This is a genomic window from Peribacillus sp. ACCC06369 (genome assembly GCF_030348945.1).
Taxonomy (GTDB): Bacteria; Bacillota; Bacilli; order Bacillales; family DSM-1321; genus Peribacillus.
In genome coordinates, this window is the sequence record NZ_JAUCEN010000002.1 from 1320800 (window position 1) to 1335955 (window position 15156).

Below are 15156 nucleotides of genomic sequence, written 5' to 3' on the forward strand. Positions count from 1 at the left end.
ATCCGTATTAATGAACCTGGATATAATCCTAAATAAACACGGCAGCAAAATGATTGCTGTCATAATATGAAGTCATGCACCTGTTAAAGACAGACTTGATCCAACGCTTGAATAACATGATCAACCTCTTCCCAGGAATGGATGGTAGCTCCTGAAGCCAGTGAATGTCCCCCTCCATTGAATTGACGTGCGACTGAAGCGATGGGAATATTTCGTGAACGAATCCTGACACGGATTTCAGAAGGATATTCTATGAAAAAAGCCCAGATTTTGTTTCCTCTGACACCTGATAGCGTATTAACTAAATTCGAAGCTTCGATTCGGTCTACACCATACATATTTAACAAATCCTCCGTAATAATGAAGTAAGCCACCCCTTTATCGGTTACCTTGAAGCTCATGAGAATGTCCTTTTGAAGTCTGGAAGCGTTTTTCGGCTTTATATTAAGGCAGTTATGGATTCTTTCTGGCTGAATATTAAAAGTTCTTAAGTGCGAAACCAATTTTAATGTCCTAGGAGTGGTATTCCCATTCATGAAATTCCCTGTATCACCAAGTATTCCTGCATAAAATGATTTAGCTGCCTCTTTATTCATGATAAAGCTTTCTGGAAATAGTAAAAATAAATCAACAAGCATTTCACTTGCAGAGCTATAGGACGGATCGACCCAAGAAAGGTCACCGAATTGTTCATATTCGGGGTGGTGGTCAATTTTGATCAGCAACTCCCCATGATCATAGCGGGAATCACTGATCCGTGAAATGTTGGCAGTATCACAAACAATCACCAAGGCCCCATTGTATTTGTTATCGGAAATGGCATCCATCTCACCAATGAATAGGAGCTTTTCCACTTCCTCGCCTACCACAAAGACTTCTTTAGAAGGGTAGGACTGCTTCAATAGTTTCTTTAAGCCAATTTGTGAGCCCAATGCATCCGGGTCCGGATTAACATGACGATGAATGATAATTGTGGGGTATTTCTTGATGGCTTCGACTATCTCTTTCTTTATATTTTCCATTTTGCCATCTCCCTTTGAATCTTTAAATGCCTTCTAAATAGGTTTGTTTTATCATATAGAGTTTGAGTATCTTAATCATCACATGTCACCTCTGTAAAGGCAATTTAAACATCCTGAAAATGAATATGGTGAGATTTTAGAGCCCACGATAAAGGATTCTTTAAAAAAAGTTTCTTTAAAGAATCCGTATTGCAACAACAAATTAATGAATCAACAATCTGGGAAGAAGAAAAACAAAAACAAAACAAACTTAAAAAGAAAGGGAAGCTTACAGACGTTTCTCTTAAAGAATTGTTCAGTGTGAAAGAAAACCGTAAAGCCTTATTCCTTTTAATCGGGATATACGGATTCTGGAATTTAGTAGCTGGAGTAATGGGGTACTTTATGCCATTATATATGAAACAGTAGGTGGCCTCACCGCTACACAAGCTAACTTATTACAAGGTACACTATGGTTATTGACTGTTGTCTCCACCTATTTTGTATTTATTAAATTAGGAGATAAAGTAAACAGAAAGGTTCTATTTGGGATTGGAGCTGCAATGGGAATCGTTGCTTGGCTCATCCTAACGTTTGGAGGAATGGGCTGGACGGAACTGCTGTTGTTTGTTTTGCTTCGGGGAACCGCAGCAGGATTTGGGGCACAATCATTTTATGCCTTATGGTCAAGTGAGCTGTTTCACACGAAGTATCGTGCAAAAGCTCAAGGTGTCATGTTTTCGATTGCCCGCATTGGTGTAGGGCTATTCTCTAATCACGACATTAGGGTTCAAGGTCGCTGGTTTGATTATGATTGCATTCCTAATCATCCATTTAGTCATTGGTCTTACCATGTCACCGGAAACTCGAGGGAAGTCTCTTAAAGAAATCCAAAAAGAACGTTATGGCGCATAACCATATAGTGTGAATTTTTGCTTTTTAAACATAAAGGATCCCAAGATTACAAGAGCAACGATTAAAGGGCTTTAAAAATTATGATCGACCAATAAACAAAATTATTGCAAAATTCAAACAATGGTTCTATACTTAATTTACCAAACCGATGACAACAAGTTACCTTGTTGCATGGCCGGCTTGTCATAAATCTGGAATTTATAAAAATTGACTTGGTTCACTTGATCTTCCTTTGCAGGAAGACAGTGCGTGGATAAGGGTCAGTGAAACGTTCAATGTAATGACATTGTTTGTTTTACTGGCTCTTTTTTGTGTATCCCGACAGTTTGAAAGGGGTGATGGTATGAATGGAGCTTTGGAAGGAGTCAGGATTATCGATGTGTCCCGTGTTTTGGCGGGTCCGTTTTGTTCAATGATTCTCGGTGATTTGGGTGCGGATGTAATTAAAATCGAGCATCATGAATCAGGTGATGAAACGAGAGGGTGGGGTCCGCCATTCGCGCAAGGAGAAAGCGCTTACTATTTATGTGCAAACCGAAATAAGCAAAGCATGACCTTGAATTTAAAGTCGGAACAAGGGAAAGAGATATTCCGGAAGTTGGTGTCTTCAGGGGATATAGTGATTCAAAACTTCAAGACGGGTACATTGGAAAAACTGGGGTTAGGTTATGAGGATTTAAAGGAATGCAACCCCAAACTGATCATGGCCTCGATTACGGGATTTGGTTTAACCGGACCATATAAAGATTTACCTGGCTATGATTATATCATTCAAGCGATGAGTGGTTTGATGAGCATCACTGGAGAAAAAGATGGGAGCCCCGTGAAGGTCGGAGTGGCCATAGCTGACATATTGACTGGCTTGTATACATGCATTGGCATTTTATCCGCTTTACATCATAGGGATAAAGCGGGGGAAGGACAGGAAATTGATATTTCGTTAATGGATTGTCAGGTTTCTTCATTGGTGAATGTCGCCAGCAACTATTTATTCAATGGTTTGACCCCTGAACGCATGGGAAACCAACATCCCAATATTGTTCCATACCAAACGTTCCGAACACGCGATGGGGAGCTTGTAGTGGCTGTAGGCAATGATGAGCAGTTCAGGAGATTCTCAACCGTTATTGGCAGAACTGATTTAGCGGAGCTAGAACAGTTTAAGCATAATGAAAAACGATTGCTGAACAAGGAAAAATTAATACCAATAATAGAGGATTCATTGAAAGAAAAAACAAAAAAAGAGTGGAAAATGCTGTTTGATGATGCAGGGATACCAAATGGTCCGATTAATGATATCGCAGAGATGTTCGAGGATCCACAGATCATCGAAAGAGGCATGTTGGTGAAAATGGAACACCCCTCAATCGAAAATCTTAGAGTGACGGGATCGCCCTTGAACCTTTCAAAAACACCGGTCACGATGAGAAAGCATCCGCCGCTGTATGGGGAACATACCGATGCCATTTTGGCTGAAATTGGATATAGTCCGGACCAAATAATCAAATTCAAGCAAAATAAAATTATTTAGGAGGAATTTTGATGATGAATTTCGAATTAACAGAAGAGCAGCAAAGCGTGAAGAAAGTGGTAAGGAAATATGTGGATAAGGAAATTATCCCATATATTCAAGAGTGGGATAGGCAAGGGGAATTTCAACCACATATTTTAAAAAGGTTAGCGGAATTGCAGTTAATGGGCGTTTGTATCCCCGAAGAGTATGGTGGAGTCGGAATGGATTATAATACCCTGGCCATCGTTTGTGAAGAGCTGGAGCGAGGCGATACGGCTTATCGAACAGCAGTTTCTGTACATACGGGGTTGAATAGCATGACCCTGCTGCAATGGGGGACGGAAGAACAAAAACAGAAATATTTAGTTCCGCAAGCAAAAGGGACAAAGATTGGCGCTTTTGGGCTGACTGAACCGAATGCAGGGTCTGACGTAGCGGCGATGAAATCAACGGCAAAACGTGTTGGGGACCATTATATCTTGAATGGATCAAAAACCTGGATTTCGCTCTGTGATTATGCAGATCATTTCCTCATTTTCGCCAAGACTGATCATGATGCTGGCTCAAGGGGAATTACCGCTTTTATTGTGGAACGGACTTTTGAGGGAGTGGAGTCGAAGGCCATTAAAGGAAAATTGGGAATTCGTGCGGGGAATACAGGCGAAGTCTTTTTAACGGATGTTAAAGTCCCGGTGGAGAATAGGCTTGGTGAAGAAGGTGAGGGCTTTAAAATTTCCATGTCGGCATTGGACAGCGGCCGGTTTACAGTGGCAGCAGGTGCTGTAGGATTAATTGAAGCAAGCCTTGAAGCAAGCTTGAAGTATTGCCATGAACGAAGTACATTCGGAAAAGAGATTGGCAGGCATCAGCTCGTTCAACAGATGATTGCCAAGATGACCGCAAATTTAGAGATTTCCAGATTGCTGGTATTTAAAGCGGGTACCTTAAAAAACCAAGGAAAAAGGAATACGAAGGAAACATCACTTGCCAAGTGGATTTCATGTAATGCTGCTAACGAAGCGGCCAATGATGCTGTTCAAATTCATGGTGCCTATGGCTACTCGGATGAATATCCAGTCGAACGTTTTCTGCGGAATTCAAAAGCTCCGGTCATTTACGAAGGCACCCGTGAGATTCATACAGTAATGCAAGGTGAATACGCACTTGGCTACAGACAAGATAAAGAGCTTCGTAAGCAATTGCCTGCATGGCCCTTCGAGCAGGTTTCCGTACATTAATTATAGATAGAGGAGATCAGATGATGAACACATACTTTATTGCAGGGCATGCAAAGCTTCCACAAGGGATGGCAGCGAGAAATATATATGATTCCATCACCATCACGGTAGAACTTGACTTTAAATATGGTGTAATAGTCGAGGCTTCCTGTACACTTGCTACAGAACATGGCAGGGAATTCATTCGTAAACTGCTGCGCGGTTATTGCCTGAAAGATGGAATCGAAGAATTGATTGATCGTGTGCAAATGCATTATCGTGGAAAGGCTGGTCAGGCCATTCAAGCAGGGCTGAAGGATGTGTATGCACAGTTCGAATTGGTCTCCGTCAAATAAGTGCAACTGGAAGGATCCTACCTTAAGTTTGAGGGTAGGGTCCTTTTTAATAGATTTGGGTACATGGCAAATAAATGATGGAGCTGTGGATTTAATGGAAATATTAGTTGAACTGATTTTAACCTGCTGCTGGTTTGGCTTTAACAAGATTATGCTAGAGTTGGTCTAACAGTTGTAGGTAAGTTTGATATTTTAGATCAATTGGATAGTGTTTCTCAATCGTTAGCAAAATTAATTGAACAGTAAATTATCATTAAATGAAATGTTCCAAGAAGAACTTAATTTATTTGTACGATAATAATATTTCCGATACTAAATTGTCCACTGTCATTATAAATGGCAGTGTTTTTTATTGTTTAAGGAACGGGACATTTTAATGGATATAACGATCGTTATAATTTTAAAAACACAAAACTCGCCCCTTTACGACGAGTTTGTGTTTTTTTATAGAAATTGGACTTAAAAGTAAAGCTTAATATCCAGTAAAAAAATATTAGTTGTACATTAAAACGGAACCATGAAACTAGAAGCACCTTTTCCGTTTATTGCGAATGTTATTGCAGCAAAGCCAACTGCAGTGGTTGGAGGAACACCGGTTTCTGTTGGAGCGCCTTTGTCTGCTGCATATGGAACACCGGTTTCTGCTAGTGCGCCTTTGCGTACTGCAAGTGGACCTCCTCCTGCTAGTGCGCCTTTGCGTGCGGCAAGTGGACCTCCTCCTGCTAGTGCGTCTTTGCGTGCTGCAAGTGGACCTTCTCCTGCTAGTGCGTCTTTGCGTGCTGCAAGTGGACCTTCTCCTGCTAGTGCAACGTTTAGTGCTTCTGCGGCGGGAAGTTCGCCTATTATTGTTGTTTTTACGTGAAGAACGGCCTTTTGAACATGGGTCATTATGCATGAAATCGCTTAACCCGAAGGAATTGGCTCTTTCCACCGCATTTTGTATATTGCGAATGATGTCAGACATATTTATATATCCCCCTTTCTATACGTTAAACTATGCCCTTGTACGTAATATGCCAGAGATAATAGCACAATTTTTAATAAAAATTTGTTTTTGGTGACACCCATCGCTTTTTTTCATAATTTAATATGAAAGTGAAAGGGAAGTGAAGGGTTTTATGAATTCTGACAAGAAGCTGCCTGTGTACCAGCTTTTTATTCCACCAGTTAATTTAATGGAACTTCGCAGAGATATATGGTGCAATGATCCTTTACCAGCAAAGTTAACACTTAACAGAAAAAAACTGGATATTGATATTGTTTACCGTGGCTCACATATCCGCGGTTTTCGCAAAAAATCCTATAATGTAGTCTTTTATAAACCTAATACTTATAAGAATGCCAAGGAAGTTCATTTAAATGCTGAATATAAGGATAAATCTTTACTAAGAAATAAATTATCTTTAGACTTTTTTGCGGATATTGGGACCTTATCGCCGAAATCCCAGTTCGTTTTCCTGAATCTGAACGGGAAGGAAGAAGGAATATACCTAGAATTGGAATCAGTGGATGAATATTTTTTGAAGAATAGGGATCTCCCTAAGGGATCGATTTTCTATGCCGTGGATGGTGATGCCAATTTCTCATTGATGAGCGATTTGGATAAAGGAATCAAAAAATCATTGGAGATGGGATATCAAAAAAAATGCGGGACAGGAAAGGATGAATTACATTTACAAGAGTTGATCATTCAAATCAACACAATTTCAAGGGTGGATTTTGAAAAGGAAATCGTAAAATATGTCGATGTGGAAAAGTACCTGCGCTGGCTGGCCGGAGTCATATTCACGCAAAACTATGATGGGTTTGTCCATAACTATGCCTTGTATCGAAATGGAGATACAGGACTCTTTGAAATAATCCCATGGGATTATGATGCGACATGGGGCAGGGATGTTAATGGGAAAGTGATGGAAGAGGATTATGTGGGAATCGAGGGATTCAACACATTGACTGCTAGAATCCTTGATGTTAGGGCATTTCGTGTTCGATACCAGAGTCTTCTAAAGAAGATTTTGAGTAATCGGTTTAACGTTGGGTATATGAAACCTATCATTCAGGAAATGCATGATCAATTAAGACCTTATGTTCCAAAAGACCCGTATATTAAGGGGGAAAAAGAAAAATTTGATAATGAGCCCGAATTTATCCTGAAATTCATTGAGGCCCGTGCAAAGTATATAAATAGCCGGCTGGTTAAATTGGATTAATAATTTTCTGATGGAAAATGGAAAAAACAGCAGGAGTGCTGAAAGAAAATCACTCCTGCTGTTTTTTCTGCACGATTCCATTTGCTTTTCTATACTATTACAGCTATGTTTGATAGAAAGATATAATCTAAAGTAAATGAAGGATGGGAATGGATTGACTAATCATAGCCGTAAACCGGCATATATATATACCTTTACATGCACCCCTGACGAACGTGAATTATCTAAAATGGAGATGCGCTCGTTCTTTGGCTTTGAGACTTCAGGAAATATTTTAAAAAGTGATATAGAAATTGAACCGAGCAGAAGTCCTTTTATGAAAGGGCGGGTCGATGTCATGTTTGAAGGGGAAAACATATCCGAAATTGTTGAGCTAGTGAAGGATATTCAATTGCCGGATTCGACGTTCAAAGTATTATTCGTAAAAATTAATGATCTGACTAAAGAAGCAAAAATAGATTATGAGGGACAGCGTGAAATTGAACGTGAAATTGGCTGGCACATTCAGGGGAATGCCGATGTACGTAATCCTGATCAGGTCTATGGAATCGTGCCCTTGGGCGGCCGTTGGTATTTTGGGAAATATGTCAAACCTGAGTCTGTTTGGTTACATCATATGAAGAAGCCGCGTGAATATTCAACTGCACTTAGCACAAGAGTGGCGAGAGCCATTGCCAACATAGCCGTTCCACATCCTGATGGAGTGAGGGCCATTGATCCATGCTGCGGAATTGGAACGGTATTGGTAGAGGCACTATCAATGGGGATAAATATTGTTGGCCGAGATATCAACCCACTTGTTACTGACGGTTCTAGAGAGAATATTGCCTATTTCGGACTCGAAGGTGATGTAACTACAGGTCCGATTTCAGAAGTCACCAGTAAATATGATGTAGCGATTATCGATATGCCTTACAATTTGTATACGCATGCAACGCCGGAGGATCAGCTATCTATCCTTAAACATGCCAGGAGCTTTGCTGACAAGGTCGTCGTCGTAACGATTGACACGATGGATCATATGATTGAAGAAGCAGGATTTGAAATTGCTGATCGCTGTGTAGCCAGGAAGGGTATTTTTTCCAGACAGGTAGTCGTGTGTGTATAAATTTCCCTGGGTAGATGAAAAGGCTGAAATCCTTAATGGGTTTCAGCTTTTTTTGATGTCATTTAGCTTGATAATGAACTACATTTTCGATGAGTTTCTTCTTGACCTTCCCCTGATATTCCAAGTAATCCAAATGGCCGATGATTTCAGACATGACGAGTGGGAATTCTGATATATACTTTTGTTTGTAAAATTCCTTTGCCAGTTCATTGCCTGTAGAAATTCCAGATTCTATCAAGGCCAGGATTTTTTGTGATTTTCTCTCGATGCTATTGAGTCTTTTTTCAATCAATGGACCAGGATGTTCAATGATGTTACCATGACCAGGAAAGATGAGATTCACCTGTAATGCTAAACATCGCTTTAATGAGTCGATATGATCCAAAAGTGTCAGCATTCTATTGCCTTTTTCATCAGGTTCGATCAAGGCGTTGCTTGAAATATGTTCAATCAATAAATCACCGGCAAGAAGCCGTTTCCCTTTTTGGTCAAGGAAAGCGATTTGATCCGGGGCATGCCCGGGAAATTCAATCACTTCAAAATTCAGCCATTGTTTTTCGGTGATTTCGATGATGTCACAATTCAGTTTTTGATCCTTATTATTATCAACCGCGTTGAATAGGTAAGCTACTTGTTTATCTCCAAGTTCACCACAGCCCATTTCAAGGTATAGCTGCTTATAAAATTCAATTCTCATACTTAAGAAGTCAGGATCCCGTTTTAAACGGGGAACGGATTTAGAATGGGCATAAACGGGAATCGGATGGAGTCCGGTAATCCGGTTGACCAAACCAACATGGTCCCCATGGTGATGGGTTAACAAAATTTCCGTGATATCCTCAACGGTAAATCCATTTTCCTTTAAAGTTTGCTGCAGTGCATCCCAGCAAACGTCATCATTCATACCAGCATCGACTAATGTTAAAGATTCATCCTGTTTAACTAAATAAAAGTTTATACTTTTTAAAGATAGAGCGCTTGGAGCTATAATTGGATAAATTTCAAATTTTGCATTAGTTTTCATGAACATCCCATTTCCTCCTGAATCGAGATAAATTTCATCTAAATTGCGATATACCTAAATAATGAAAGAATAGATTTAAAGGGTTTACTCTATGATTAGTTGAATGAAATGAAACTGTCAAGCGGAAGCTTTCAGGCAAACGAGAATTTAATGGTAATAATAATTGGGAATGAATGGTCTATTCATCTAATTTATTTTAAAATTGAATAAACAAGATGATTATTTAGCCAATATTCTTGAAATGGATTGTTGTATGTGAATATGAAATGAACACTGAATGTGTAACGCGTTCTATGAAATGAAACGGTATGGGAGGTTATGGTTTGAAGCCTAAAATTTATATTACAAGGAAATTGCCGGAACAAATCATCGATGGACTTAGTGGGAATTATGATGTCAGGATGTGGGACCAAGAGGATATACCGGTCCCTAGGAAAGTCCTTGAAGAAGAAATGAAAGAAGTCGAGGGGCTGCTTTGCTTGTTGACGGAACAAATCGATGAGTCACTGATTGAAAAGGCGGCTAATCTGAAAATCATCGCGAATATGGCAGTAGGTCATAATAATATTGATGTTCAAAGTGCAACTAAACGGGGCATCATGGTAACGAACACACCGGGGGTCTTAACGGAAACGACAGCAGATTTAACCTTCGGATTGCTGCTTGCAACGGCTAGGAGGCTGATGGAGGCAGAAGACTATTTAAGGAGTGGGAGATGGGAAACGTGGTCGCCAATGCAGCTGACCGGACAAGATGTACATGGTGCAACGCTGGGTATCATCGGGTTAGGTAGGATTGGGGAAGCCCTTGCCAAAAGAGCAAAGGGATTTGATATGAACTTAGTTTATTATAATCGAAGCCGAAAATATGGTCAGGAAAAGGAATTGGGAATCGAATACCAACCCCTTGAAAAATTGCTCCAAATCTCGGATTTCGTTTGTGTCATGCTGCCGCTCACACCGGAGACCGCTTATATGATCGGTAAGGAGCAGCTGGATTTAATGAAAGGGACGGCTGTGCTCATAAATACCGCAAGAGGCGGGATTATCGATGAAAAAGCGTTATATCAGGCGCTGAAAAACCGAGAGATTTGGGCGGCTGGATTGGATGTATTTGAAGAAGAACCCGTTCCCGTGGATCACCCGCTGCTAACATTGCCCAATGTGGTTACATTACCGCATATCGGGAGTGCAAGTATTGCCACAAGATTGAAAATGGCAACTCTTGCTGTTCAAAACTTGAAGGAAGGATTATCTGGTGATACTCCCCGTAATTTAATTTTGTTGAATAAATCAAGATGACCCTAAGATGGGGTTCGGAAGGCCTCATCCCGCATTCCTTTCACGATTTTGTCGAGGGAATATTATTACCCTGATTGGAAGACGGGACTTCGTTACACTCATGATTTTTTATATGGGATTAAAATTGAAAATTCACTGGGTTGAAGAAATTTGCGACAATCCTGCCGAATAATTGGCTAGCCAATTATTCGGCAGGATTGATTGCGGCGAGGAGGCTTGGCAGAGAGTCGGCGGATTGAAAACACTGGAACGTTTTCTTGAGGGTTTGTAAAATTGGAACGTTGCCTCCAGGCACTCGCTTTCCCCCGGGCGGTCCGGGAGCCTCCTCGGCGCTATTTGCGCATGTAGGGTCTCCTTTGGACTTAGCTTTCCCGCAGGAGTCTCGTACCTTCCGTTCCACTTAGCTGGAATGTTTTTTGGAAAAGACTGTAGGCAAACTCGCTTTCTTCGAATTTGTCCACAGTCTGAAATGACTCCAAAATGGGGTCATTTTTTAATGGGGATATTTCAATATGTGGGGAATTATTTGGACCATTAATAGTTTTCCTAGGCTCGTAGTATCGAAATCAATTATATTTCCTGATATATGATTAGTTCTTTTCAGTATAAAGATATGTAAGATATGTTTCAGAGGTTTGAAGTATAAGTGTAGAAAACACATTGAACTTAATGAGTGGTGAAAGGAAGAATCCAATTCAAGGCAAGCATACTTATCGTAAATTGTTCGGATTTTTTGTAAACTAAAGAAATCCGGGTTTTATTTAGGAAAACAATTAGTTTGAAAGTAGGGTAATAATGATTGAAATGAAGGAAACGATATCATCAGGCAACGAAATGACCAAATCCAAAAGGCTGTTGATGGCGCTTATGCTGGGGTCTTTTGCTGCGATTGGACCACTGTCACTTGATATGTATTTACCGGGTCTCCCGACACTGGCAGAGGATTTGAAAAGCAGTACGTCTTTAGCCCAGCTGAGTTTGACTGCCTGCTTGTTAGGATTAGCTTTAGGCCAAATTTATTTAGGGCCGCTAAGTGATGCAAAGGGAAGACGGACACCGTTAATCATATCATTATCCATTTATTGCATTTCATCTCTGTTATGTGCTTTTGCTCCATCCATAGAATTGCTTTTATTATTACGTTTTATCCAGGGGATTGCGGGAGCTGGAGGCATAGTCATTTCAAGGGCCATAGTTCGTGACCTTTTTTCAGGAACGGAACTGACCAAATTCTTCTCCATGTTAATGCTGGTAAATGGAGCGGCACCGATTTTGGCTCCAGTTTTTGGCGGTCAGCTTTTGCAGTTCACTTCTTGGCGGGGAGTTTTCATTGTCATTTCAGTATTAGGTATCCTTATGGTTGCGGCTGCATTTTTTGGGATAAAAGAAACTTTATCGCCTAATCTCAGGAGTGCCGGTGGAATAAACGATACAATCAAGACTTTTGGGAATTTATTGAAGGACCGAGTGTTCATGGGCTATGCTTTTTCACAAGGGTTCATTAGTGCCGCCATGTTCGCTTATATTTCCGGATCGCCTTTTGTTCTCCAGAATATTTATGGGGTTTCCCCACAGACATTCAGCCTGATTTTTGCAATAAACGGAATTGGGATCATCATTGCTTCCCAAATTTCCGGAAAGCTGGCAGGGAAGGTTAAAGAAGAAAAACTGCTTCAGATAGGACTATGTCTTGCTTTGTTTGGAGGAATATTCCTTCTTGCCTCAGTCCTTCTCGAAATCGGGTTGGCAGGAATCTTAGTCGCTTTGTTCCTCTCCGTTTCCAGCGTCGGTATTGTCGGTACAACGAGTTTTTCTTTAGCGATGCAAAATCAGAAAAAAACTGCAGGCAGTGCTTCGGCTTTAATTGGACTGCTTCCTTTTATATTAGGATCAGTAATGGCACCGCTCGTGGGCTTAGGCTCAGGTGAGTCCTCCTTGCCGATGGGAATTGTGATGGTAAGTTGTCATGTCATTGCCATGTTCGCTTATTTGATTCTTGCCCGTCGCGGGTTAAGGCGAGTTGCTTAAAAAGGAAAAAGCTGAAATCCTGAAGTGGGATTTCGGCTTTTTCTTTTAATGGGTTTATTTAAGGTCTTAAGAATGAATCATAATAGTGATTCTGCTCCATCGATATAAACTTCCGTGCCCGTAACATGGGAGGACATGTCTGATGCTAGGAACAATACGAGATCACCAGCTTGTTCGGTAGTCCCCGCTTTCTTCGCTAGGGGCTGAGAGCCTTCTGGATATTCAATGGGAATCCTGATTTTTTTTAGGTTTTCATCTTCTGGGAAGGTGTTATCATGAATATTCGTATCGATGGAGCCGGGACAAATGGTATTTACCCTGATTTTATATTTTGCCAATTCGAGTGCAGCCATTTTACCAAAAGCGACTTGGCCAGCTTTGGATGAACTATAGGCAGAAAAACCAAAATTCTTGAAATATCGGTTTCCATTTATGGAGCTGTTAATAACGATGCTGCCACCCGTTTCCTTCATATAGGGAATGGCGTATTTAATGGTGAGAAAGGTGCCTTTGAGGTTGATGGTATGAGTCTGATCCCAATCTTCTGGCTTAATATCTTCTATAGGGGCGATCACTCCGTTGATGCCTGCGTTTGCGAATACAAAATCAATTTTCCCAAAATGGTCATAGGCGACCTTGTAGGCATGTTCAACTTGCTCAGCCTTGGAAACATCCGTTTTAATGATTAAAGCCTCTCGGCCCAGGTTTTCCACTTCCGCCTTCACCTTTTCGGCATTTTCGACTGTACGGTCAAAAAAGATGATGTTCGCACCGTTTTCAGCTAATTTCAGTGCTGCACCCCGGCCAATTCCCGATCCTCCACCGGTAATGATGGCAACTTTGTTTTTCATTAAATCTGTCATAAACTTCACACGCTCCTTTTAAGTTTTTCTTTCCCGTTTAGGGAGTATGTAGAAACATCATGGCAGTGGTAATATAGAAAAATTATAAACGAATATTGCCTGAAAAATCCAATTTAAACCATTGACAGTGTTCATTATACTTTGTTTTTCAGTGAAATGTCTGTATATTGAGGACATGATAAGTTAGCTTGAAAGGGGATAGGATGTTGATACGATTAGGGGTAATAGGTACAAATTGGATCACGGAGCGATTTTTGGAGGCTGCAAAGCATGTAGAGGATTTATCGTTAACCGCCGTGTATTCACGTACAGAAGAGAAAGCCAAGGAGTTTGCCAATAAGTACGATGTACATACGATTTTTACAAATTTAGAAGAAATGGCGGCCAGCGATGATATCGACGCTGTATATATAGCCAGCCCTAACTCTCATCATTGCAGGCAAGCCGTGTTATTTTTACAAAATAAAAAACATGTATTATGTGAAAAGCCAATGGCCTCAAATGCGGCAGAAGTAAAGGAAATGATTGAGGCTGCAAAACAAAATGAAGTGCTATTGATGGAAGCGATGAAATCAACCATCATGCCGAATTTCGAAAGTATAAAGGGGAATCTGGATAAAATCGGGAAGATACGACGTTTTTCAGGAAGCTTTTGTCAATATTCATCACGTTTTGATGCGTATAAACAAGGTACTGTGCTGAATGCATTCAATCCTGAATTCTCCAGTGGTTCTTTAATGGATTTAGGGATTTACGTCCTCTATCCACTTGTTGTACTATTCGGTAAACCTAATAAGGTGCAGGCATCAGGAACGATGCTTGAATCAGGAGTTGATGGACAGGGGACGATCTTGCTTTCCTATGATGAAATGGAGGCAGTCGTCATGTTTTCCAAGATTACTGAATCCAATTTGCCAACGGAAATTCAAGGTGAGCTTGGAAGCATCCTCATTCAGAAAATTTCTGGACCTCAAGCTGTGGATATTCAGTATCGGGATGGAACCACTGAAAATATTTCGGCTAAACAGGATATGCATACGATGTATTATGAAGCGAAAGAATTTGTTGAATTGATAAAGCAGGGGAAAAAGGAATCGGATATAAATTCATATTCGAATTCACTGTTGACTATGGAAATCATGGATGAAGCAAGAAAGCAAATCGGCGTCGTCTTTCCTTCAGACCGATTATAAGCACCTAATTGGACATGGCCAAGCAAGGAAGGGTATAAATGGATGTTACTGATGCCCCTTAATTGGGTAGAATTCAGTACATGGAAATTTTTATTGTTGGAGGAATGGACATGAATTGTAAAATTAATCGTAATGCAGCAAAAGTCTTACAAAAAATGCTGAGCACTGAAGAAGCCGAAGGGAAAATGATTCGTGTATATATCACCCATATGCATGGCGATCATGCCCATTATGAGATGAAACTAGATACACCTACAGAGCATGATGAAATCGTCAAAACAGATAAAGATATCGATATTTTGCTTGATTCTCGTGAGGAATTTCTGGATGGTGTCTGGATTAAATATTTTTATGTACCTGAAGAAGGCTTTGAAATCACGAACCCTTCCAAGGAGCCGCACGGACACCATCACCATTAAGATTAAAG

13 protein-coding genes and 2 pseudogenes are annotated in these 15156 nt (G+C 40.5%); 10 read left to right on the top strand and 5 right to left on the bottom strand.

The genetic code is table 11. The features are described from left to right. Nucleotides 1-83: 83 nt before the first annotated feature. Complete coding sequence (locus tag QUF78_RS07320; RefSeq protein WP_289324152.1) at nt 84-1022, bottom strand: DHH family phosphoesterase; 939 nt, start codon at nt 1020-1022, stop codon at nt 84-86. A gap of 186 nt (nt 1023-1208) precedes the next feature. Between QUF78_RS07320 and QUF78_RS07325 the strand changes: the two are divergent. The 4 genes and pseudogenes from QUF78_RS07325 to QUF78_RS07340 form a co-directional block, all read left to right on the top strand. Further along, nucleotides 1209-1916, top strand: a pseudogene (locus QUF78_RS07325) (MFS transporter); the annotation flags it as partial. Between the two features lie 343 nt (nt 1917-2259). Beyond that, nucleotides 2260-3447 carry a CaiB/BaiF CoA transferase family protein gene (locus QUF78_RS07330; protein ID WP_289324153.1) on the top strand — a complete coding sequence of 396 codons (1188 nt, stop codon included), beginning with the start codon at nt 2260-2262 and terminating at the stop codon, nt 3445-3447. 14 nt (nt 3448-3461) lie between these two features. Continuing rightward, nucleotides 3462-4667 (top strand): acyl-CoA dehydrogenase family protein, encoded by a 1206-nt coding sequence (locus QUF78_RS07335; protein ID WP_289327258.1) that lies wholly within the window; start codon nt 3462-3464, stop codon nt 4665-4667. A gap of 23 nt (nt 4668-4690) precedes the next feature. Further along, on the top strand, nt 4691-5002 hold the full coding sequence (locus tag QUF78_RS07340) for a DUF3870 domain-containing protein (protein WP_289324154.1): 312 nt from the start codon (nt 4691-4693) through the stop codon (nt 5000-5002). A gap of 504 nt (nt 5003-5506) precedes the next feature. Here the strand turns inward: QUF78_RS07340 and QUF78_RS07345 are convergent. Further along, nucleotides 5507-5890 (bottom strand): hypothetical protein, encoded by a 384-nt coding sequence (locus tag QUF78_RS07345; RefSeq protein WP_289324155.1) that lies wholly within the window; start codon nt 5888-5890, stop codon nt 5507-5509. 22 nt (nt 5891-5912) lie between these two features. After that, a pseudogene (locus QUF78_RS27970) lies at nt 5913-5966 on the bottom strand (hypothetical protein); the annotation flags it as partial. 154 nt (nt 5967-6120) lie between these two features. Between QUF78_RS27970 and QUF78_RS07350 the strand changes: the two are divergent. Beyond that, nucleotides 6121-7212: a CotH kinase family protein gene (locus QUF78_RS07350; protein WP_289324156.1), complete on the top strand. Its 1092-nt coding sequence runs from the start codon at nt 6121-6123 to the stop codon at nt 7210-7212. Nucleotides 7213-7366: 154 nt separating this feature from the next. Then, nucleotides 7367-8320 carry a TRM11 family SAM-dependent methyltransferase gene (locus tag QUF78_RS07355; protein WP_289327259.1) on the top strand — a complete coding sequence of 318 codons (954 nt, stop codon included), beginning with the start codon at nt 7367-7369 and terminating at the stop codon, nt 8318-8320. 58 nt (nt 8321-8378) lie between these two features. On the opposite strand, the gene QUF78_RS07360 is transcribed toward QUF78_RS07355, so the two are convergent. Continuing rightward, nucleotides 8379-9350, bottom strand: a complete 972-nt coding sequence (locus QUF78_RS07360) for an MBL fold metallo-hydrolase (protein WP_289324157.1) — start codon at nt 9348-9350, stop codon at nt 8379-8381. A 317-nt stretch (nt 9351-9667) separates the two neighbouring features. On the opposite strand from QUF78_RS07360, the gene QUF78_RS07365 reads away from it, so the two are divergent. Then, the gene (locus QUF78_RS07365; protein WP_289324158.1) at nt 9668-10645 is read left to right on the top strand and encodes a 2-hydroxyacid dehydrogenase; all 978 of its coding nucleotides are present in this window, start codon (nt 9668-9670) and stop codon (nt 10643-10645) included. 804 nt (nt 10646-11449) lie between these two features. Continuing rightward, nucleotides 11450-12673, top strand: coding sequence for a Bcr/CflA family multidrug efflux MFS transporter (locus tag QUF78_RS07370; protein WP_289327260.1), 1224 nt, complete (start codon nt 11450-11452; stop codon nt 12671-12673). A 77-nt stretch (nt 12674-12750) separates the two neighbouring features. Here the strand turns inward: QUF78_RS07370 and QUF78_RS07375 are convergent, their stop codons facing one another. Beyond that, the gene (locus tag QUF78_RS07375) at nt 12751-13536 is read right to left on the bottom strand and encodes an SDR family oxidoreductase (RefSeq protein ID WP_289324159.1); all 786 of its coding nucleotides are present in this window, start codon (nt 13534-13536) and stop codon (nt 12751-12753) included. 206 nt (nt 13537-13742) lie between these two features. On the opposite strand from QUF78_RS07375, the gene QUF78_RS07380 reads away from it, so the two are divergent. Both QUF78_RS07380 and QUF78_RS07385 read left to right on the top strand, forming a co-directional pair. Then, nucleotides 13743-14729 carry a Gfo/Idh/MocA family protein gene (locus QUF78_RS07380; protein WP_289324160.1) on the top strand — a complete coding sequence of 329 codons (987 nt, stop codon included), beginning with the start codon at nt 13743-13745 and terminating at the stop codon, nt 14727-14729. 110 nt (nt 14730-14839) lie between these two features. After that, nucleotides 14840-15148 (top strand): iron-sulfur cluster assembly accessory protein, encoded by a 309-nt coding sequence (locus QUF78_RS07385; protein ID WP_289324161.1) that lies wholly within the window; start codon nt 14840-14842, stop codon nt 15146-15148. Nucleotides 15149-15156: the final 8 nt, after the last annotated feature.